Genomic DNA, 18,261 nt, shown 5'->3' with positions numbered 1-18,261 from the left:
TCAGGATACCGGCCCTCGTGCGCCCGGGTCTTGACCCGGCCCCCGGACGGGGGTAGCGTCGGGCGGGCACGGAAAGCGCTATCCCGATTATCTCGACGACGGGCCCCTGACGCCCAGAGAAGGATTCGACGATGAATCTCGGACACCATCCGTTCCGCGCCGCACTCGCGGTCGCCGCCGCCGGCTGCCTCATCGCCGGCGTCGCACAGCCCGCGACCGCCGCTCCACCCGACGCCGGCCCGCCCGCCGGCACGCCGCAGCTCGAGGCCCTCGACCGGGGCCTCGTCGCCGTCGCGACCGGCGAGGGCGTCTTCCTCAGCTGGCGCCTGCTCGGCTCCGAGGCCACCGGCGCGACCGGCACCGGGCTCGCCGGCCCCGACTTCGCCGTCTACCGCGACGGCGAGCGCATCGCCACGGTCACCGACAGCACCAACCACGTCGACGCCGACGGCTCCGCCGACGCGGAGTACGCGGTCGCGCCGATCGTGAACGGCGTCGAGCTCGAGGCGAGCGCCTCGGCGTCCGCCTGGCGGCAGGGCCACTACGACCTGCCGCTGCAGAAGCCCGCCGACGGCGTGACGCCGGCAGGCGAGGCGTTCACGTACTCGGCGAACGACGCGAGCGTCGCCGATGTCGACGGCGACGGCGCCTACGAGTTCGTGGTCAAGTGGGACCCGTCGAACTCGAAGGACGTCTCGCAGAAGGGCTACACCGGCACCGTCTACCTCGACACGTACGAGCTCGACGGCACACTGCTGAACCGCATCGACCTCGGCGTGAACATCCGCGCGGGCGCGCACTACACGCAGTTCATGACCTACGACTTCGACGGCGACGGCCGCGCCGAGACCATGCTCAAGACGGCGCCCGGCACGAAGTCGACCTCCTACGCCGAGGACGGCTCGGTGGCCGCCGAGTCGTACATCACGATGCCCGAGGCGGATGTCGAGGCCGGCTACTCGCACGACGACGACTACCGCATGAGCGCGGCCGACTACCGCGAGCACCTCGTCGAGATGTTCCAGGGCTGGAGCGAGCACCCCGAGGTGGTCGACGGCAACTGGCCCGCGACGCTCGAGGAGGCGTTCGGCATCCCGGTCGAGCACGAGTACCCGCTGAGCCGCGAGAGCGCCGAGGAGCTCGCCGCCCACTTCATCGACGTGTACGCACCGGGCCGATCCGGGCGCAACGACCTCACGACGTTCGAGGGCTTCATCGTCGACGGTCCCGAGTACCTGACGGTGTTCGACGGCGCGAGCGGTGAGGAGCTGCAGACCATCGCGTACAAGCCGGGTCGCGGCGACGACGGGCTCCTGTGGGGCGACTACGCGATGAGCCGCATCGAGCCCGGCAACCGCGTCGACCGGTTCCTCGCGGGTGTCGCGTACCTCGACGGCGAGCACCCCTCCGCAGTCTTCGCGCGCGGCTACTACACGCGCACCACGATGGTCGCCTACGACTGGGACGGCGAGGCGCTCGACGAGCGGTTCTTCGTCGACAGCGGCCACGCACCCATGTCGAACCCGTTCAACGACGCGCCGCACGGCGTCGACGGCACCGACCCCGAGTACGGCGGCATCACGACGCAGGGCTTCCACTCGCTGAGCGCGGCCGACGTCGACGGCGACGGGAAGCACGAGATCGTCTACGGTGCGGCCACGATCGACGACGACGGCAGCGTGCTCTACAGCTCGTACGACGTGCTGCCCGAGGGCAGCGCCGCAGCGGGCGAGCTCGCGCGGCTCGGCCACGGCGACGCGATGCACGTGACCGACATCGACCCGAACCGGCCCGGCCAGGAGATCTGGACCGTGCACGAGGGCGGCGCCTGGGCGCCGTACGGCTCGGTCATGCGCGACGCCGCGACCGGCGAGATCCTGTTCGGCGCGTACTCCGGCCGCGACACGGGTCGCGGCATGATCGGCGACGTGCGAGCCGATGTCGCGGGCATCGAGGTCTGGGCGAGCATGCCGGGCGGCACCGACGCGAGCGGCCTGCTCTCGACCGAGGGCGACATCCTCTCCGCCGCGACGCCCGGCACCAACATGTCGATCCGGTGGACCGCCGACCTCACGACCCAGATCGTGAACGGCAGCGGCAACCAGACGACGCGGATCGACGACTGGACGCGTGGCACGTTGGTCACCGCCGAGGGCACGCGCACGAACAACGGCACGAAGGGCAACCCGTCGCTCGTGGCCGACGTGCTCGGCGACTGGCGCGAGGAGCTCCTCGTCCGCACGACCGACTCGAGCGCGCTGCGCATCCACACGAGCACCGAGGTGACCGAGCACAAGCTCACGACCCTGATGCACGACGCGCAGTACCGTGCCGAGGTCGCCCGCCAGAACACGACGTACAACCAGCCGTCGTACACGTCCTACTACCTGGCGAGCGACATGGACTTCGGGAACGTGCCGGTCCTGACCGCACCCGCGACGCCCGTCGGCCCGAAGTTCAAGGACCGCCCGGGCACGGCGAACGACGAGGTGCAGGTCCCGCACGACCCCGCCTTCGCCTACGCGATCGACGGCGAGGTCGTCGAGAAGGGCAAGTACTCCGCCGAGGGCGAGGTGACCGTGGTGGCCGTGCCGAAGGCGTGGGTGTCGATCGCCGACGGCGCCGACGCCGAGTGGTCGTCCTCCTTCGAGGGCTGACGAGACGAGGGTGGCGGATGTCGCGCGGCGGCTTGCCGCGGCATCCGTCACCCATCACGACCCCCGCCCCGGGCGCCGCGAAATTTCCGTGCCGGCGTCCGGGGCGGGCCCATGCCGAGGTCAGCCGGCGGATGCCCGCTCGGCCGAGCGCGTGCCGACTGCTGTCGCCGCCGAGGCGCGGCGGCGAGCGGCGAGGACCCGCCGGCCGATGATGCCGTGCCGCGGCGCGAACAGGTAGGCGAGCGCGAACGCGACGCCCATCGTGAGCACCACCATGCCGCCGGATGCCGCGTCGAGGTAGTAGCTCGCGTAGATGCCGACGACCGCGCACGTCGCGGCGATCGCCGGCGCGATGACCAGCATGCGCGCGAACCGGTCGGTCAGCAGGTACGCGGTCGCACCGGGGATGATCACCATCGCGACGACGAGCACGACGCCGACCGCCTGCAGCGCGACGACGACCGTCAGCGCGAGCAGGCCGAGCAGCAGCGCGCCGAGCGCCTTCGGGTTGAGCCCGATCGCGTGCGCGTGCGTGGGGTCGAACGCGTAGAGCGTGAGGTCGCGGCGCTTCAGCACGAGGATCGCGAGGGTGACGGCGCCGAGGATGAGGACCTGCACGAGGTCGGCGGCGCTCACGCCGAGCAGGTTGCCGAAGAGGATGTGGCCGAGGTCGGTCTGGCTCGGCACCACCGAGATGAGCACGAGGCCGAGCGCGAAGAGCGTCGTGAACACCACGCCGATCGCGGCATCCTCCTTCACCCGGCTCGTTGCCCGGACCAGGAAGATCAGCGCGACCGCGCCGAGGCCGAAGACCAGGGCGCCGACCGCGAAGGGGGTGCCGACCAGGTAGGCGATGACGACGCCCGGCAGCACGGCGTGCGAGACCGCGTCGCCCATGAGCGACCAGCCGATGAGCACGAGCCAGCAGCTCAGCACGCCGCAGACGATCGCGGCGGTCACCGTGACGAGGAACGCGCGCTGCATGAAGTCGTAGCCGAGCGGCTCGAGCAGGAAGTCGAGGACCGGCATCTCTCAGTCTCCTCCGTCGTCGGACGTGCGTCCGGTCAGGTCGAGGCCGAACGCCCGCGCGAGCTGCTCGGGCTGCAGGGCCTCGTCGGGCGTGCCGTGCAGCAGCACGCGTCGCAGCAGCAGGATCGCCTCGTCGGCGAGCCCCGGCAGCGCCTCGAGGTCGTGCGACGACACGAGCACGGTCGCGCCGCCCGCGGCGAGCTCGCGCAGCAGCTCGCTGATCGTGCGCTCGCTCGGCCGGTCGACGCCCGCGAACGGCTCGTCGAGGAGCAGCACATCGGCACCCTGCGCCAGGCCGCGCGCGACGAATGCGCGCTTGCGCTGCCCGCCCGAGAGTGCGCCGATGCGCCGGTCGGCGAGATCCGCGAGCTCGACGCGCTCGAGCGCCTCGGCGACGGCCGCGCGATCGGCGGGGCGCGGTCGACGCGTGAACCCTTGGAACCCGTAGCGGCCCATCATCACGACGTCGTGCACGCTCAGCGGGAAGGCCCAGTCGACCTCCTCGCTCTGCGGCACGTACCCGACGATGCCCGCGCGGCGGGCCTGCCTCGGGGTGAGGCCCGCGATCGCGACCGAGCCCCGATCGGGCCTGACGGTGCCCATGATCGCCTTGAACAGGGTCGACTTGCCCGAGCCGTTCATGCCGATGAGCCCGCACACGGTTCCGCGTCGCAGCGTGAGGCTCACGTCGTCGAGCGCGAGCACGTCGCCGTAGTGGACCGTGAGGCCGTGCACCTCGATCGCGGGCGCGTCGGCGAGCCCGGGGGCGTCGGGGCGAGCGGATGCCGCCGGGCCGGTCATCGCGCACCCCCGGTGAGTCCGTCGGTGATGACCTCGACATCGTGCCGCAGCAGGTCGAGGTAGGTGGGCACCGGGCCGCCCGGCTCGGAGAGCGAGTCGACGTAGAGCACGCCGCCGAACGCGGCATCCGTCGCCTCGACCACCTGCTGCATGGCCTCGTCGGAGACCGTGGACTCGCAGAACACCGCCGGGACGCCCTGTTCGTCGACGAACTCCATCGTGCGCGCGATCGACTTCGGCGTCGCCTGCTGCTCGGCGTTCACGGCCCACAGGTACTGCTCGGTGAGCCCGGCGTCGCGCGCGAGGTACGAGAACGCGCCCTCGCAGGTCACGAGCGCGCGCTCGTTCTCGGGCAGCGCCGACAGCTCGGCGACGAGCTCGTCGTGCACGGCCTGGAGCTCGGCGCGGTAGGCCTCGCCGTTGGCGGCGTACTCGTCGGCGTGCTCGGGGTCGAGTTCGCTGAACGCGGCGACCATGTTGTCGACGTAGACCTGGGTGTTCAGGGCCGACATCCACGCGTGCGGGTTCGGCAGCCCCTCGGCGGCGCCGTCGGCGATCGACATGACGTCGACGCCGTCGCTCACCACGACGTGCGGCACGTCGAGCCCCTCGACGAACTGCGCGAACCACGCCTCGAGGTTCAGGCCGTTGTCGAGGATGAGGTCGGCGCCCGCGGCCCGGCGGAGGTCGCCCGGGGTGGGCTCGTAGCCGTGGATCTCGGCGCCGACCTTGGTGATCGACTCGACCCGCAGGTGGTCGCCGGCCACCTCGCCCGCGATGTCGGCGAGCACCGTGAAGGTCGTCAGCACGACCGGCCGGTCGTCGCCGTCGCCGTTCGCGGGCGCGCCGCTGCACCCGCTCAGGGCGAGGGTCGCGGCGGTGAGGAGCGTGGCGACGACGACACGTTTCGGCATACCGAAATCGTACCGGTATTTCGGCGCACCGAAACCGCGCGTCGCCGGACTGCGCTGCGGCTAGCGTGGGGGCGTGGTCGGCGAGCGAACGGATGATGCGGACGGCGGGGTGCCCGCCGGGGATGCCGACCGCGCCGAGTCCGAGCCCCAGCTCCCGCTGCACGGCGTCGGCCCCTGGCCCGGCAACCGCGACGCGTGGCCGGACGATGAGCGGTACGACCCGGAGCTCCTCGAGCACGGCGACCGCCGCAACGTCGTCGACCGCTACCGGTACTGGCGGCTCGAGGCCATCGTCGCCGACCTCGACACCCGGCGGCATCCGTTCCACGTCGCCATCGAGAACTGGCAGCACGACCTCAACATCGGCTCGATCGTGCGCACGGCCAACGCGTTCGCCGCAGAGACCGTGCACATCGTCGGCCGTCGCCGGTGGAACCGTCGCGGCGCGATGGTCACCGACCGATACCAGCACCTCATGCATCATCCGGATGTCGCCGACTTCGTCGCGTGGGCTCGTGGCGAGGGCCTGCCGATCGTCGCGGTCGACAACGTCGAGGGATCGCGGCCGGTCGACGCGGCCGACCTGCCCGAGCGGTGCGTGCTGCTGTTCGGACAGGAGGGACCGGGGCTCAGCCCCGAGGCGCTCGCCGCCGCCGACCTCGTCGTCGAGATCACCCAGTACGGGTCGACGCGGTCGATCAACGCGGCGGCCGCGGCGGCGATCGTCATGCACGAGTGGGCCCGGCGGCACGCCCGCCGCTGACCGCGGCATCCGCCGTCGATTGTGTTGGCCGCGCGGACAAGACGGCTACGATGGGCGCGTGGCCACCCGACTCGATCCGGCGCGACGACGCGAGCAGATCCTCGCGGCGACGCTGCGGCTCGTCGCGCGCGACGGCTTCGCGCGCGTCACCCTGCGCGACGTGGCCGCCGAGGTGGGCGTCGTCCACGGCCTCATCCGCCACTACTTCGCCACACGCGAGCAGCTCGTCGCCGCGGCCTTCGACGCGGCCGTGCTCGGCGAACTGCGCGCCGACGCCGAGGTCGAGGAGCAGCTCGAACCGGTCGCCGCACTCGCCGACTGGCTCTCGACGACCCCGCGCGGCCACTACCTCGTGTGGATCGACGCGTGGAGCGAGGCGCCCCGCAACCCCGAGTTGCACGCCGCGCTCACCCGGCACCACCGCGACTCCGACCGGCACCTCGCGGGGATCATCCAGCGCGTCGTCGACGCCGGCGAGGCTGCGAGCGACGACCCCGCCGCCGATGCCCGCATGCTGACCGCGCTCGTCGACGGCGTCGCCGTGCAGCACCACGCCATCGGCCTCATCGACGAGGCCGAAGCCGACCGCATCGTGTTCCGGGCTGCCGAGGAGCACCTCCGCATGCAGGCCGGCGCGCTCTCCCGCACTCGACCCACGCCCACCCGGGGGCTCTGGGCGACGCCGACGGACTGAGCGGGCGCGCTCGCCCGGGCTCGTGCGTGTCGGGCCGTCGCCGCGGCATCCCGGGACCACACTGGACGCGTGCCGCTCATCGACAACGCCGTCTACCGCGACGGACTCCGCGTCGCGACGCCACCGACCCTCGACGAGACCTTCGAGACCCTCGCCGAGCACCCCGGCGGGTTCGCGTGGATCGGGCTGTACCGCCCCACCGCCGACGAGCTCGCCACCGTCGCCGGCGAGTTCGGGCTGCACGAGCTCGCGGCCGAGGACGCCCAGAAGGGCCGCCAGCGTCCGAAGCTCGAGCGGTACGGCGATGTCCTGTTCGTGGTGCTGCGACCCGCACGGTACCTCGACGAGACGGAGGAGGTCGAGTTCGGCGAGCTCCACCTGTTCCTCGGGCGCGAGTTCGCCATCACCATCCGGCACGCCGAATCGCCGGACCTCGCCACGGTGCGCCGCCGTCTCGAGGCCGACCCGATGCTCCTCTCCCGGGGCACCGAGGCCGTGCTGTACGCGGTGCTCGACCAGGTCGTCGACGAGTACGCGCCGGTGCTCGCCGGCCTCGAGAACGACATCGACGAGATCGAGCAGCAGCTCTTCGACGGCGACCCGGCCGTCACTCGCCGCATCTACGACCTCGCATCCGAGGTCATGGACTTCCAGCGCGCCACGAGGCCGCTGATCGACCTGTACGAGGCGCTGGAGCACGGCTTCGAGAAGTACCACGTCGACGTCGAGCTGCAGCGCTACCTGCGCGACGTGCACGACCACGTGCTGCGGGTCGTCGACCGCGGCGAGACGTCGCGGCAGCTGCTGCAGAACGCGCTCGCCGTGCACGCGACGCTCGTCACGCAGCGGCAGAACGAGGAGATGCAGCACCTCACCGAGACGAGCCTGAAGCAGAGCGAGGAGGTGAAGAAGATCTCCAGCTGGGCGGCGATCATCTTCGCTCCGACCCTGATCGGCACGCTGTACGGCATGAACTTCCGGTACATGCCCGAGCTGGACCATCCGCTCGGCTACCCGTTCGCGCTGTTGTCGATGGTCGCCCTCGGCGTCGGCCTCTACGTCGTCTTCAAGCGCCGCAACTGGCTCTAGGCCGGTCAGGTCCCGGCGGGTAGCGTGGCCGCATGACCGAGATCACCGACGATCTGCCCGCCCGCCTGCTGCACGAGGAGCACGCCGGATGGCGCGCCATCCTCGCCGGACACGGGGGAGCGCACTACGCGCGCTCGATGACCCGCGACGGCGTGATGATCGTCGAGGGCGCCGTGCTCGGCCGCGACGACATGATGCGGGCCTTCGCGAGCACGCCGCCGTGGGATGCGTACGAGATCCACGAGCCCGCGGTCGTCCGGCTCGGCGACCATGCCGGCATCCTCGCCTACCGCGCCGTCGCGCGCCGCGGCGACGAGGTCGCGAACCTGCGGATGTCGACCACGTACCTCTACGACGACGGAGCCTGGCACGTCGCCGCGCACCAGCAGACCCCGGCGTAGGGCGCTCCTGCGGCTCGAGGAGCGGCCCGGCCGCGTCTCGCGATCCTCACTGCAGCGCCGACGTGAGCCGCGCGATGCCGTCGAGGAACGTCGCCGACGCGGGCTCCCGCTCCCACTCCTCGAGCGTGAGCTCGCGGCCGAGCTCGCGGTACTTCGCCTCGACCTCGCGCATGTCGGCCACGAACGACGCGCCGCGCACGAGCAGCGTGACCTCGAAGTTCAGGGCGAACGAGCGGATGTCCATGTTGCTCGACCCGATGACGGCGACGTCGTCGTCGATCGACAGATGCTTCGCGTGCAGGATGTACGGGCCCGGGTAGAGCCAGATCCGCACGCCGGCCTCGAGGAGAGCGCGATAGTAGGAGCGCTGGGCGTGCCAGACACCGCCCTGGTCGCCGACCTCCGAAACGAACAGCTGCACGTCGAGCCCGCGCAGCTTGGCTGACGTGATGGCGTACACCATCGCCTCGTCGGGCACGAAGTACGGGCTGGTGATGATCACCCGCTCCTGGGCGGAGTTCACGAGTGTGAGGAACTGCCGGAGGTTGTTCTCGCTCTCGAACGCCGGACCGCTTGGAACGACCTGGCAGTCGAGCGCGTCGGGCGACGTGTCGACCGGGATCTCGGTCGCAGGCGTGTTCGCCTCCTCCCCGAGGACCTCGCCCGTTTCGGCATACCAGTCGGAGCGGAACACGGCGTTCAGCTCGGCGACGGCGGGGCCGGTGATGCGCGCGACGAGTTCCTGCCACATCAGCCCCCGCTTCAGGTTCTTCGGCGAGTCGTAGCTGCGGTCGATGAGGTTCTGCGACCCCATGTGGCCGACCACGCCGTCGACCACCACGATCTTGCGGTGGTTGCGCAGGTCGGGCCGCTGCCACTCGCCCTTCAGCGGCCGCACGGGCAGCATGTAGTGCCATTCGACGCCGATGCGGTCGAGTTCGGCGACCGTCGCCGCGTGCAGCGGGACCTTCCGGGACGCGATGTGGTCCATGAGCAGCCGCACCCGCACCCCGCGCCGCACCGCGGCCTCCATGGCCGCGAAGAACCCGCGCGTCGTGTCGTCGAACGCCACGATGAAGAACTCGACGTGCACGAAGCGCGTCGCGGCCGCGACATCCGCAGCCATCGCGTCGATCGAGGCCTGGTAGTCGTCGATCAGGCTCGCACGGTTGCCGGAGGTCACGGGGAGCCCGGTGAGCCGCGTGTTCTGGGCGACGGCGGAGGCGAACCACGCCGGCCAGTCGCGCCGGTCGGCGACCAGGTCGACGCCGTCCGCCCGCTCGGCGATCATCCGGTCGGCCTCCTCCTGACGTGCCATGCGCTGCTTCGGGAGGCGGATGCTGCCGATGAGCAGGTACAGCAGGATCCCGACGAACGGGATGAGGAAGATCGCGAGCAGCCACGCCATGGCGGCCGTGGGCTTGCGGTCGCGCGGGATGACGATGAGCGCGATGATGCGGATGGTCCAGTCGACGAGGATGGCGACGCCGCCGATGACGGCGGCCCATTCGCCGCCGCTCACGCCGTGCCGCCGCGGCGCACTGCCAGTTCCGGGGTCATCGCAGCCTCCCGTGGGTCGCATGCCGACGCCCGGCGGGGCACGGCCGATGTCCGAGTATGGCACCGGCCGCGACGTCCGCGAGGGACCTTGGACTCAGCCGGTGGCGTCAGGTCGTCGAGCGAGCTCGGCGATCCCGTCGAGGATGCGTTCGAGGCCGAAGCGGAACGCGTGATCGTCGTCGCGGGCGGCCCCGAGCTGCTCGCCGGCGGCGGCGCCGATGCGCGTGGCGAACGGGAAGCGGTCGGCCGTGACGTGCTGGGCGAGGGCGGGGGCCGCAGCCTCCCACCAGCCGGGCTCGGGCGCCGACGCGACGTTCACCGCCTCCGCCGAGGACCGGGCGAAGTCGACGAGGAGGGTCAGGCACGCGTCGGTGTCGACGGGTGGGAGCCCGAGCGGGTCGAGCGCGCGGAGTTCGCGCTCGTACTTGCCGATCGCACCCGGTCCGACCGGGGTGAGGTCCGGGCCGAGGGACGCGAGCCAGGGGTGGGCGAGGTGGACGGCGCGGTTGTCGACGGCGATCGCCGCCAGACGCTCGCGCCAGTCCGCGATCCCGTCGTAGTCCGCGTGCGGCATCCGAGTGAGCACTTGGTCGGTCATGAGTGCGAGCAGCGTCGTCTTGTCGGGGACGTGCGCGTAGAGCGCCATGGGCGAGGCGTCGAGCCGGGCGGCCACGGCCCGCATGGTCACCGCTGGGAGGCCCTGCTCGCCGGCGACGGCGATGCCCGCGGCGACGAGGTCGTCGACGGAGATCCTGGCCGGACGCCCGCGCGACGGCGCGGTCGCGACGTCCGCGCGCCAGAGGAGGCGGACGAGGGCGGGAATATTCCGGGCCATTCCCTCATTGTACGAATTTACGTACGATGTACGCGAAAGGAGCACGCATGAACATCACCGCCACCGCGCTCTCGCTCAACGTCCCTGACGTCGAGGCCTCGAGCGACTTCCTCCAGCGGCACTTCGGGTTCGAGGTCGCCATGTCCGACGAGGGCTTCGCGTCCCTGACGCGGTCCGACGCGGGTGTGAACGTCATCTTCCTCCGCACTGGGCTGCCGACGTTCAATCCCGCCACGCACCGCGACGCGGCCGGTCAGGGCCTGCTCATCGCCTTCGTCGTCGACGACATCGACGCCGAATGGGAGCGCCTGCGCGACCGGGTTCCCGTCGCCACGCCGATCGAGACCGAGCCGTGGGGCGAGCGCTACTTCCAGGTGCTCGACCCCAACGGCATCGTCATCCAGCTCGTGCAGTGGGTGGATGCCGCCGACGGCGGGCCGTCGGCGGGCTGAACCGATGCCCTGGCCCACCCGGACGACCGCGACCCCCGCATCGCCGAGGCGGTGCGGGGGTCGTCGGACGGGTGGTGCGGGTCGAGGAGCGGCGGAGTCGCGTCTCGAGACCCTGGTTCAGTCGGTGCCGAGGTCGAACGCGGCGGCCTCGTTCGCGGCATCCGTCGCGGCGTCGAGGTCGGTCTCGGCCTCGCCCGCGAGGATCTCGGATGCCCGGCCCGCGGCGATCTCGCCCACGAGCTGCGCGGTCGCTCCACCCACGATGCCGAGCGCGGCGTACTGCTCGAGCCGGGCGCGCGAGTCGGCGATGTCGAGGTTGCGCATGGTGAGCTGGCCGATGCGGTCCTCCGGGCCGAACGCCTGGTCGCCGACGCGCTCCATCGACAGCTTGTCGGGGTGGTAGCTGAGCGCCGGGCCCTCGGTGTTCAGGATCGTGTAGTCGTCGCCCCGGCGCAGGCGCAGCGCGACCTCGCCCGTGACGGCCGAGGCGACCCACTTCACGATCGACTCGCGCAGCATGAGCGACTGCGGGTCGAGCCAGCGGCCCTCGTACATGAGGCGTCCGAGGCGCCGTCCCTCGTTGTGGTAGCTCGCGACCGTGTCCTCGTTGTGGATCGCGTTGAGCAGCCGCTCGTACGTGATGTGCAGGAGGGCCATGCCCGGCGCCTCGTAGATGCCGCGGGACTTCGCCTCGATGATGCGGTTCTCGATCTGGTCGCTCATGCCGAGGCCGTGGCGGCCGCCGATGCGGTTCGCCTCGAGCACGAGTTCGACGGGGTCGTCGAACTCGACGCCGTTGAGGGCGACCGGGCGACCCTCGACGAAGCGGACCGTGACGTCCTCCGCCTCGATCGCGACCGAGTCGTCCCAGAAGCGGACGCCCATGATCGGCTCGACGATCGTGATGCCCGCGTCGAGGTCTTCGAGCTTCTTCGCCTCGTGCGTGGCGCCCCAGATGTTGGCATCCGTGGAGTACGCCTTCTCGACCGACGCGCGATAGGGCAGGTCGCGCGCCTGCATCCACTCGCTCATCTCCTTGCGCCCGCCGAGCTCGGTGACGAACGCGCTGTCGAGCCACGGCTTGTAGATGCGCAGGCGCGGGTTGGCGAGGAGGCCGTAGCGGTAGAACCGCTCGATGTCGTTGCCCTTGTAGGTGGAGCCGTCGCCCCAGATGTCGACGCCGTCCTCCATCATGGCGCGCACGAGCAGCGTGCCCGTGACCGCGCGACCGAGGGGGGTCGTGTTGAAGTACGTCTTGCCGCCGCTGCGGATGTGGAACGCGCCGCACTGCAGCGCGACGAGCCCTTCTTCGACGAGCGCGGTCTTCACGTCGACGAGTCGGCTGAGCTCGGCGCCGTACTCGAGCGCGCGACCGGGGACGGCCTCGACGTCGGGCTCGTCGGGCTGGCCGAGGTCGGCCGTGTAGGTGCAGGGGACGGCGCCCTTCTCGCGCATCCACGCGACCGCCACGGAGGTGTCGAGACCCCCGGAGAACGCGATGCCGACACGTTCGCCGGCGGGCAGGCTCGTCAGGACTTTCGACATGCGCTCAAGCCTACGGGAGCCGCGGATCCCTCGCGTTCGCGTGACGCCTGCCCGGGTCTGATGCGTTGCTCAGGAGTCATCCGGCGGGTCGCGTGGTCGGCGGCGTGTCCTCCTGAGAACGGGGCGATTCGCGCGGGGCGCTCCTGGGAAACGGTCGGGGTGCCGTGACGGATGCCGCGGCGTAGGGTCGGAGGCGTGAGCGCCGACCCATCGCGACCCGCCGTGCCGTCGCCACGCGACGGGTACTCGGCCGCGCAGGTCCGCGCGGCCGAGCATCCGCTGCTCGCCGCGGGCGAGCCGCTCATGCAGCGGGCCGCCGCCGCCCTCGCCGACGAGATCGCGCGGCTCCTCGACGCGGCATCCGCTCGTCGAGTGATACCGCCGGCCTCGAGTGATACCGATGCAGCGGCCACAGTGGGCGCGAACGGCATCACTCGAGCGGGCGACCAGTCGACGGATGCCGCGCCGCGACCCCTCATCGTCGTGCTCGCCGGGTCGGGCGACAACGGCGGCGACGCGCTCTTCGCCGGTGCGCACCTCGCCGAACGCGGCGCCGACGTGCGGATCGCGGCGACCGGGTCGCGGGTCCACGAGGAGGGCGCCGCCGCGGCGCACGGGGCCGGTGCGACCGACCTCGACCCGGACGCCGACCCGGACGGGTTCGACCGTGCGGTGCGCGGCGCCGACGTGATCGTCGACGGCATCCTCGGGATCGGAGCGGCGGCCAGTCCCGCGCTGCGGGGGCGGAGCCGCGAGCTGGTGGCGCGCGTGCTCGAGGTCCTGGGGCCGGAGTGGGCCGCGGCCGGGGCGGACGCGGAAGGCGGGCCGCGGCATCCGCTCGCCGTCGCCGTCGACCTGCCGAGCGGGATCTCGCCCGACGACGGCGCCGTGCCCGACCCGACCGTGCTGCCGGCCGACGTCACCGTGACCATGGGTGCGGTGAAGGCCGGACTGCTCCGGCATCCGGGGGCCGGGTATGCGGGGCGCGTCGTGCTCGTCGACCTGGGACTCAGGCCGGCGCTCGCCGAGGTGCAGCCGGTCGTCCGCCCGGGTCGGCGACACGAGCTCCCGTAGCGCCGAAACCCCATGCGTTACGGTTGAGTGTGACTCAGGAACAGACCCCACCGGAGGCCGAGGCGGTGCTCGCCGACGAACCCGAGGTCAGGCAGGCGCTGACCGGAGCCGAACGCGCGGACGTCGCCGGGGTCGTCGGCGACCACCCCGCCTCGCCGCTCGCGTGGGCCGAACTGGCCGACCTCGCCGACTCGGAGGGCCGCGCGCTCGACGCCTTCGCGTACGCCGTCGTCGCCGTCGACCTGGCCCGCGAGCAGCTGCAGGCGAGCGGATGGCGCGCCGGAGACCCCGTCCCCTGGTCGGAGGAGCCGAACCGCGCCTACCTTCGCGCGCTCGACGCCGAGCGACGAGCCGCCGCCCGGCTCGGGCTCGACGGCCGCGCCGGCCGCGCGGCATCCGACCTCGAGGCCGCCGACGCGGAGGCGCCCGCGCGCATCGCGTCGGAGTTCACGCCCACCCAGGTCATCACGGTCGTGGGCCCGGCGGCCGCCGTGTTCGCGCCGGCGGCCGACACCGAGGCCCGCACCGGCGAGCCCATCGCCGAACCGAACGCCGCGGACGCGGCAGGAGAGGACTGACATGCCCGCAGTCGTACTGATCGGCGCACAGTGGGGCGACGAGGGCAAGGGCAAGGCGACCGACCTGCTCGCCTCGCGCCTCGACTACGTCGTCAAGTTCAACGGCGGCAACAACGCCGGGCACACCGTCGTCGTCGGCGACGAGAAGTACGCCCTGCACCTGCTTCCCTCGGGCATCCTCACGCCGGGCGTCACGCCCGTCATCTCGAACGGCGTCGTCGTCGACATCGAGGTGCTGTTCGAGGAGATCGAGGGCCTCGAGACCCGCGGCGTCGACACGTCGAAGCTGCGCATCTCGGCGAATGCGCACGTCATCACCCAGTACCACCGCACGCTCGACAAGGTCACCGAGCGCTTCCTCGGCAAGCGCCAGATCGGCACGACCGGCCGCGGCATCGGCCCGACCTACGCCGACAAGATCAACCGCGTCGGCATCCGCATGCAGGACCTGTTCGACGAGAACATCCTGCGCCAGAAGGTCGAGGGCGCCCTCGACCAGAAGAACCACCTGCTGGTCAAGGTCTACAACCGTCGCGCGATCGGCGTCGACGAGGTCGTCGACGAGCTGCTCGCGTACACCGAGCGCCTGCGCCCCATGGTCACCGACACGTCGCTGCTGCTGCATCGCGCGCTCGAAGCGGGCGAGATCGTGCTGTTCGAGGGCGGCCAGGCGACCATGCTCGACGTCGACCACGGTACGTACCCGTTCGTCACGTCGTCGAACGCGACCTCGGGCGGGGCGGTCACGGGCTCCGGCATCGCGCCGAACCGCATCGACCGCGTGATCGGCATCGTCAAGGCGTACACGACCCGCGTCGGCTCGGGGCCGTTCCCGACCGAGTTGTTCGACGAATGGGGCGAGTTCCTCGCCGAGAAGGGCCACGAGTTCGGCACGACCACCGGCCGGCGCCGCCGCACCGGATGGTACGACGCGCCCATCGCCCGCTACACCGCGCGGATCAACGGCGTCACCGACTTCGTGCTCACCAAGCTCGACGTGCTCACGGGCGTCGACCGCATCCCGGTCGCCGTCGCGTACGACGTCGACGGCGTCATCAAGGAGGAGGTCCCGGTCTCGCAGTCCGACTTCCACCACGCCAAGCCCGTGTACGAGGAGTTCCCCGGCTGGACCGAGGACATCTCGGGCGCGCGCGAGTTCTCCGACCTGCCGGCCAACGCGCAGAGCTACGTCCGGGAGCTCGAGGCGATGTCGGGCGCGCGCTTCTCGGCGATCGGCGTCGGCCCCGGCCGCGACGAGATCGTGCAGCTGCACGACCTTCTCGACTAGACGGGGGAGCCGACCTCGCGCGCCGACCGCTCGCTCGGCGGCGCGGCCGGCGCGTCGCCGGAGCTCGCAACCGGCGCGTCCGCCTCGACCGGGGTGCCGCCGGGTGCCCGGTCGCGCGACCCGTAGGCGAGTCCGAGCGCGCACACCACGATGAGCGACATGGCGGCGATCTCGCCGCCGTCCTCGAGCGCGATGAAGATCGGGTCGATGACCGGAGCATCGATGAAGGGCGCGTGCACGATGTCGACGGCGACGCCGAAGAAGGCGAGCGCCCCGTACAGCACGGCGACGGTGAGGGCCATGCGTCGGGCCTCGCGCCGCGCGAACCGGTAGGCGACGGCGAAGGCCGCCACGACGACGGCGCCGACCGCGGCGAGGTAGAGCGCCTCGCCGAGATGCGTGGAGAGCCCCTGGAGGTAGACGACGTTGCGGTCGAACCACACGCCGAACGCCGTGCCCATGCGCTCGTGGAACTGGAAGTAGTCGTCGGCGAGCAGGTATCCGGAGAAGACCGCGAAGACGATGAGGATCGGTGCGCGCCGGCGGACCGCGGCGATCACGAGCATGATGCCGGCCCACCCGGTGAGTGTCTGGAAGAAGACCTCGGCGTACCCGCGCTCGGCTCCGAGATTGAAGAACGGATGCCACGGCGCGCCGACCAGCTTGTGCGACAGGTGCATCGCGACGTAGGCGGCGGTGGTGAGCCAGAGCAGCAGCAGGACGCCACGGAGCAGCGGCTCGTCGAGTCCGAGGACGGTGCGCCAGCGCGCGACTCTCGAGCCGTGTCCGTGCGTCTCCATCGACCGTCCTCTCGCGCGCTCGGTCCATGCTCGCACATGCATGTCACGATTCGTTCATCCGATCGCCATCGCCGGTTCACCGGGGCGCGGTGGGAACGCCGAGGGGCGGATGCCACGCGGCATCCGCCCCTCGCATCGGGTCTCGCAGTCGGTTTACGGCTCGGTGCCGATCGACTTGTCGAGGTGCGAGTGCACCTCGTCGACCTTGTCGTGGTGCTCCTCGGGCACGACCTTCTTGGCCGTGTCGGCGACCGCGCCGAGGACCTTGTCGCTGATCTCCTCGGCCTGCTCGCTGTTGAGCGCCTCGTTGATCTTGTCCTTGTTCTCCTCGACGAACTCCTGCGCGTTCTTCGCGAGGTCGTCCAGTGCTCCCATTCCCCCGGGTCCCTTCTGTGCGATGGGTGGTTCCGGGGTCATCGTAGGGCGAACGGATGCCGCGCGCGGCTGATCCACAGCGAACGCTCGGGCGCTGCGGCATCCGTCGCCCGCGCGTCGTCGAGAGGTCGCTCACCGGCGCTGATCGCATGCGAGACTCGAGCATGCCCGCGACCCGTCCGACTCCCGTGCCGCTCGTCGGTCGGGTGGTCGAGCTCACGCCGATGACCGACGCTGACGTGCCCGCGCTCGAGCGAGCGATCCGCCGCCCCGAGGTGTTCTCGGGCGGCTACGGCGGCGGACCGGGCGGTCTCCCGGTCGACGCGGAGGCGTTCGCCGCGTTCATCCGTGCGTCGTACACCCCCGAGGAGGACGCGCTGCCGTTCGCGGTGCGTCTTCGACACGGACGGGACGCCGGCGTGGTCGTCGGCGCGACCAAGCTCGGCGACCTCGACCTGTCGAACGAGACGGCCCACCTCGGGTGGACCGCGTACGATCCGCGCGTCTGGGCGACCGCCGTGAACGCCGAGACGAAGCTGCTCGTCCTCGGCCTCGCGTTCGACCACGGCTTCGGGCGGGTGAAGCTCCAGGCGGATGCCGTGAACGCACGGTCGCGCGGCGCCATCGAGAAGCTCGGCGCACGGTTCGAGGGCGTGCTCCGTCGTCACAAGCGTCGGCCGGACGGCAGCTGGCGCGACACCGCGGTGTACTCGATCCTCGCCGACGAGTGGCCCCGGGTGCGCGCCGGACTCGAGACGCGGCTCGCGGCGTGGGGCGACCGGCCCGTCGAGCTGCCGCGCTGACGCGGCTGCCCCGTCGCTGCTACTGTGCTCGCAGGAGTCGAGGATGGTTCAACTCGAGCAGGCCGGCACCGCGCTGTTGACCGGCCTCTGGACGCCGCTCGTGGTCGCCCTGATCACCGCCGCCGCGAGCGTCACCATCGCGCTCGCGAACGTTCGTGCCGATGACCTCAAGCGCGCCGAGCGGCTCGGTCAGGTGTTGGCGCACATGGCGCCCACCCCCGAACGCGAGGTCGTGGCCGCCGTGCGCGATGACCTCGCGGTCGCGTGGGCGCTGCGGCAGGCGGCGCCGGTCGACCGGCGGCTCGGGCGGATCGCCGCCGTCCTCGCGGCGCTCGGCGGCGTGGCGCTGTTCGGTGCGATCCTGGTGGGCCTGTACGTCGGGCTCGGATACGGGCGTGTGAGCGACTGGTTCTTCTGGGTCTACTACTCCGTGGGCCTCGCGCTCCTGGCCGCGGCGGCGGTGCTCCGGCGGCTCGCGCACCGCCGCGCAGCGGCGTGGATCGCGGCCGAGCGCGCTCGGCGCGGGCTCCGCCCGCCCCTGCACGCCGGCCTCCGTGTCGAGGCGGAGGCGGCCCCGGAGCGCACCGCGCACGAGTGATGCGC

General features: G+C 71.7%; 19 protein-coding genes. 11 read left to right on the top strand and 8 right to left on the bottom strand.

Features of this window, described 5'->3' with window-relative positions; genetic code table 11:
* Positions 1-131: 131 nt before the first annotated feature.
* Complete coding sequence (locus ACULK4_RS16495; protein WP_445963476.1) at positions 132-2,657, top strand: rhamnogalacturonan lyase; 2,526 nt, start codon at positions 132-134, stop codon at positions 2,655-2,657.
* A 120-nt stretch (positions 2,658-2,777) separates the two neighbouring features.
* Here ACULK4_RS16495 and ACULK4_RS16490 read toward each other — a convergent pair whose 3' ends face one another.
* From ACULK4_RS16490 to ACULK4_RS16480, 3 genes are read right to left on the bottom strand one after another with little or no spacing between them, the layout of a single operon-like run.
* Positions 2,778-3,686: a metal ABC transporter permease gene (locus ACULK4_RS16490; RefSeq protein ID WP_445963475.1), complete on the bottom strand. Its 909-nt coding sequence runs from the start codon at positions 3,684-3,686 to the stop codon at positions 2,778-2,780.
* A 3-nt stretch (positions 3,687-3,689) separates the two neighbouring features.
* On the bottom strand, positions 3,690-4,487 hold the full coding sequence (locus ACULK4_RS16485) for a metal ABC transporter ATP-binding protein (protein WP_445963474.1): 798 nt from the start codon (positions 4,485-4,487) through the stop codon (positions 3,690-3,692).
* Positions 4,484-5,401: a metal ABC transporter substrate-binding protein gene (locus ACULK4_RS16480; protein WP_445963473.1), complete on the bottom strand. Its 918-nt coding sequence runs from the start codon at positions 5,399-5,401 to the stop codon at positions 4,484-4,486. Before ACULK4_RS16480 ends, ACULK4_RS16485 begins: the two co-directional genes overlap by 4 nt.
* A 109-nt stretch (positions 5,402-5,510) precedes the next feature.
* Here ACULK4_RS16480 and ACULK4_RS16475 point away from each other — a divergent pair, with 109 nt between their 5' ends.
* The 4 genes from ACULK4_RS16475 to ACULK4_RS16460 all read left to right on the top strand — a co-directional run bounded on the left by ACULK4_RS16475 (position 5,511) and on the right by ACULK4_RS16460 (position 8,348).
* A complete protein-coding gene (locus ACULK4_RS16475; protein ID WP_445964135.1) occupies positions 5,511-6,164 on the top strand; it encodes a TrmH family RNA methyltransferase in 654 nt (217 codons plus the stop codon).
* Positions 6,165-6,222: 58 nt separating this feature from the next.
* The gene (locus ACULK4_RS16470; RefSeq protein WP_445963472.1) at positions 6,223-6,858 is read left to right on the top strand and encodes a TetR/AcrR family transcriptional regulator; all 636 of its coding nucleotides are present in this window, start codon (positions 6,223-6,225) and stop codon (positions 6,856-6,858) included.
* Between the two features lie 69 nt (positions 6,859-6,927).
* The gene (locus ACULK4_RS16465; protein ID WP_445963471.1) at positions 6,928-7,947 is read left to right on the top strand and encodes a magnesium and cobalt transport protein CorA; all 1,020 of its coding nucleotides are present in this window, start codon (positions 6,928-6,930) and stop codon (positions 7,945-7,947) included.
* Between the two features lie 32 nt (positions 7,948-7,979).
* Positions 7,980-8,348 (top strand): DUF4440 domain-containing protein, encoded by a 369-nt coding sequence (locus tag ACULK4_RS16460; protein ID WP_445963470.1) that lies wholly within the window; start codon positions 7,980-7,982, stop codon positions 8,346-8,348.
* A 46-nt stretch (positions 8,349-8,394) separates the two neighbouring features.
* On the opposite strand, the gene cls is transcribed toward ACULK4_RS16460, so the two are convergent.
* Both cls and ACULK4_RS16450 read right to left on the bottom strand, forming a co-directional pair.
* Positions 8,395-9,870 (bottom strand): cardiolipin synthase, encoded by a 1,476-nt coding sequence (gene cls, locus ACULK4_RS16455; RefSeq protein ID WP_445963469.1) that lies wholly within the window; start codon positions 9,868-9,870, stop codon positions 8,395-8,397.
* 132 nt (positions 9,871-10,002) lie between these two features.
* Positions 10,003-10,743: a TetR/AcrR family transcriptional regulator gene (locus ACULK4_RS16450; RefSeq protein ID WP_445963468.1), complete on the bottom strand. Its 741-nt coding sequence runs from the start codon at positions 10,741-10,743 to the stop codon at positions 10,003-10,005.
* 47 nt (positions 10,744-10,790) lie between these two features.
* Here ACULK4_RS16450 and ACULK4_RS16445 point away from each other — a divergent pair, with 47 nt between their 5' ends.
* Positions 10,791-11,195 (top strand): VOC family protein, encoded by a 405-nt coding sequence (locus ACULK4_RS16445; RefSeq protein WP_445963467.1) that lies wholly within the window; start codon positions 10,791-10,793, stop codon positions 11,193-11,195.
* 117 nt (positions 11,196-11,312) lie between these two features.
* Here the strand turns inward: ACULK4_RS16445 and argG are convergent, their stop codons facing one another.
* Positions 11,313-12,740, bottom strand: a complete 1,428-nt coding sequence (gene argG / locus ACULK4_RS16440; protein ID WP_445963466.1) for an argininosuccinate synthase — start codon at positions 12,738-12,740, stop codon at positions 11,313-11,315.
* A gap of 195 nt (positions 12,741-12,935) precedes the next feature.
* Here argG and ACULK4_RS16435 point away from each other — a divergent pair, with 195 nt between their 5' ends.
* From ACULK4_RS16435 to ACULK4_RS16425, 3 genes are read left to right on the top strand one after another with little or no spacing between them, the layout of a single operon-like run.
* The gene (locus ACULK4_RS16435) at positions 12,936-13,814 is read left to right on the top strand and encodes an NAD(P)H-hydrate epimerase (RefSeq protein WP_445963465.1); all 879 of its coding nucleotides are present in this window, start codon (positions 12,936-12,938) and stop codon (positions 13,812-13,814) included.
* Between the two features lie 29 nt (positions 13,815-13,843).
* The gene (locus ACULK4_RS16430) at positions 13,844-14,392 is read left to right on the top strand and encodes a DUF3151 family protein (RefSeq protein ID WP_445963464.1); all 549 of its coding nucleotides are present in this window, start codon (positions 13,844-13,846) and stop codon (positions 14,390-14,392) included.
* Between the two features lies 1 nt (position 14,393).
* Entirely contained in the window at positions 14,394-15,680 is a 1,287-nt protein-coding gene (locus tag ACULK4_RS16425; protein WP_445963463.1) for an adenylosuccinate synthase, read from the top strand.
* On the opposite strand, the gene ACULK4_RS16420 is transcribed toward ACULK4_RS16425, so the two are convergent.
* Together ACULK4_RS16420 and ACULK4_RS16415 are read right to left on the bottom strand one after the other, a co-directional pair.
* Positions 15,677-16,480 (bottom strand): DUF8692 domain-containing protein, encoded by an 804-nt coding sequence (locus tag ACULK4_RS16420; protein ID WP_445963462.1) that lies wholly within the window; start codon positions 16,478-16,480, stop codon positions 15,677-15,679. The genes ACULK4_RS16425 and ACULK4_RS16420 overlap by 4 nt on opposite strands.
* A gap of 153 nt (positions 16,481-16,633) precedes the next feature.
* Positions 16,634-16,855: a hypothetical protein gene (locus ACULK4_RS16415; RefSeq protein WP_445963461.1), complete on the bottom strand. Its 222-nt coding sequence runs from the start codon at positions 16,853-16,855 to the stop codon at positions 16,634-16,636.
* A gap of 164 nt (positions 16,856-17,019) precedes the next feature.
* On the opposite strand from ACULK4_RS16415, the gene ACULK4_RS16410 reads away from it, so the two are divergent.
* Entirely contained in the window at positions 17,020-17,658 is a 639-nt protein-coding gene (locus ACULK4_RS16410; RefSeq protein ID WP_445963460.1) for a GNAT family N-acetyltransferase, read from the top strand.
* A gap of 43 nt (positions 17,659-17,701) precedes the next feature.
* Positions 17,702-18,256: a hypothetical protein gene (locus tag ACULK4_RS16405; protein ID WP_445963459.1), complete on the top strand. Its 555-nt coding sequence runs from the start codon at positions 17,702-17,704 to the stop codon at positions 18,254-18,256.
* Positions 18,257-18,261: the final 5 nt, after the last annotated feature.

The organism is Agromyces selenitireducens (assembly GCF_052748465.2).
The sequence above is the reverse complement of the archived record's forward strand: the minus strand, read 5'-3'. Positions and strand labels throughout refer to the sequence as shown.

Bases quoted from the DNA above. Each gene is read 5' to 3' on its own strand.
- ACULK4_RS16495 (WP_445963476.1), top strand. From the start codon at position 132: ATGAATCTCGGACACCATCCGTTCCGCGCCGCACTCGCGGTCGCCGCC.
- ACULK4_RS16490 (WP_445963475.1), bottom strand. From the start codon at position 3,686: ATGCCGGTCCTCGACTTCCTGCTCGAGCCGCTCGGCTACGACTTCATG.
- ACULK4_RS16485 (WP_445963474.1), bottom strand. From the start codon at position 4,487: ATGACCGGCCCGGCGGCATCCGCTCGCCCCGACGCCCCCGGGCTCGCC.
- ACULK4_RS16480 (WP_445963473.1), bottom strand. From the start codon at position 5,401: ATGCCGAAACGTGTCGTCGTCGCCACGCTCCTCACCGCCGCGACCCTC.
- ACULK4_RS16460 (WP_445963470.1), top strand. From the start codon at position 7,980: ATGACCGAGATCACCGACGATCTGCCCGCCCGCCTGCTGCACGAGGAG.
- ACULK4_RS16450 (WP_445963468.1), bottom strand. From the start codon at position 10,743: ATGGCCCGGAATATTCCCGCCCTCGTCCGCCTCCTCTGGCGCGCGGAC.
- ACULK4_RS16445 (WP_445963467.1), top strand. From the start codon at position 10,791: ATGAACATCACCGCCACCGCGCTCTCGCTCAACGTCCCTGACGTCGAG.
- argG (WP_445963466.1), bottom strand. From the start codon at position 12,740: ATGTCGAAAGTCCTGACGAGCCTGCCCGCCGGCGAACGTGTCGGCATC.
- ACULK4_RS16425 (WP_445963463.1), top strand. From the start codon at position 14,394: ATGCCCGCAGTCGTACTGATCGGCGCACAGTGGGGCGACGAGGGCAAG.
- ACULK4_RS16420 (WP_445963462.1), bottom strand. From the start codon at position 16,480: ATGGAGACGCACGGACACGGCTCGAGAGTCGCGCGCTGGCGCACCGTC.
- ACULK4_RS16415 (WP_445963461.1), bottom strand. From the start codon at position 16,855: ATGGGAGCACTGGACGACCTCGCGAAGAACGCGCAGGAGTTCGTCGAG.
- ACULK4_RS16410 (WP_445963460.1), top strand. From the start codon at position 17,020: ATGCCCGCGACCCGTCCGACTCCCGTGCCGCTCGTCGGTCGGGTGGTC.
- ACULK4_RS16405 (WP_445963459.1), top strand. From the start codon at position 17,702: ATGGTTCAACTCGAGCAGGCCGGCACCGCGCTGTTGACCGGCCTCTGG.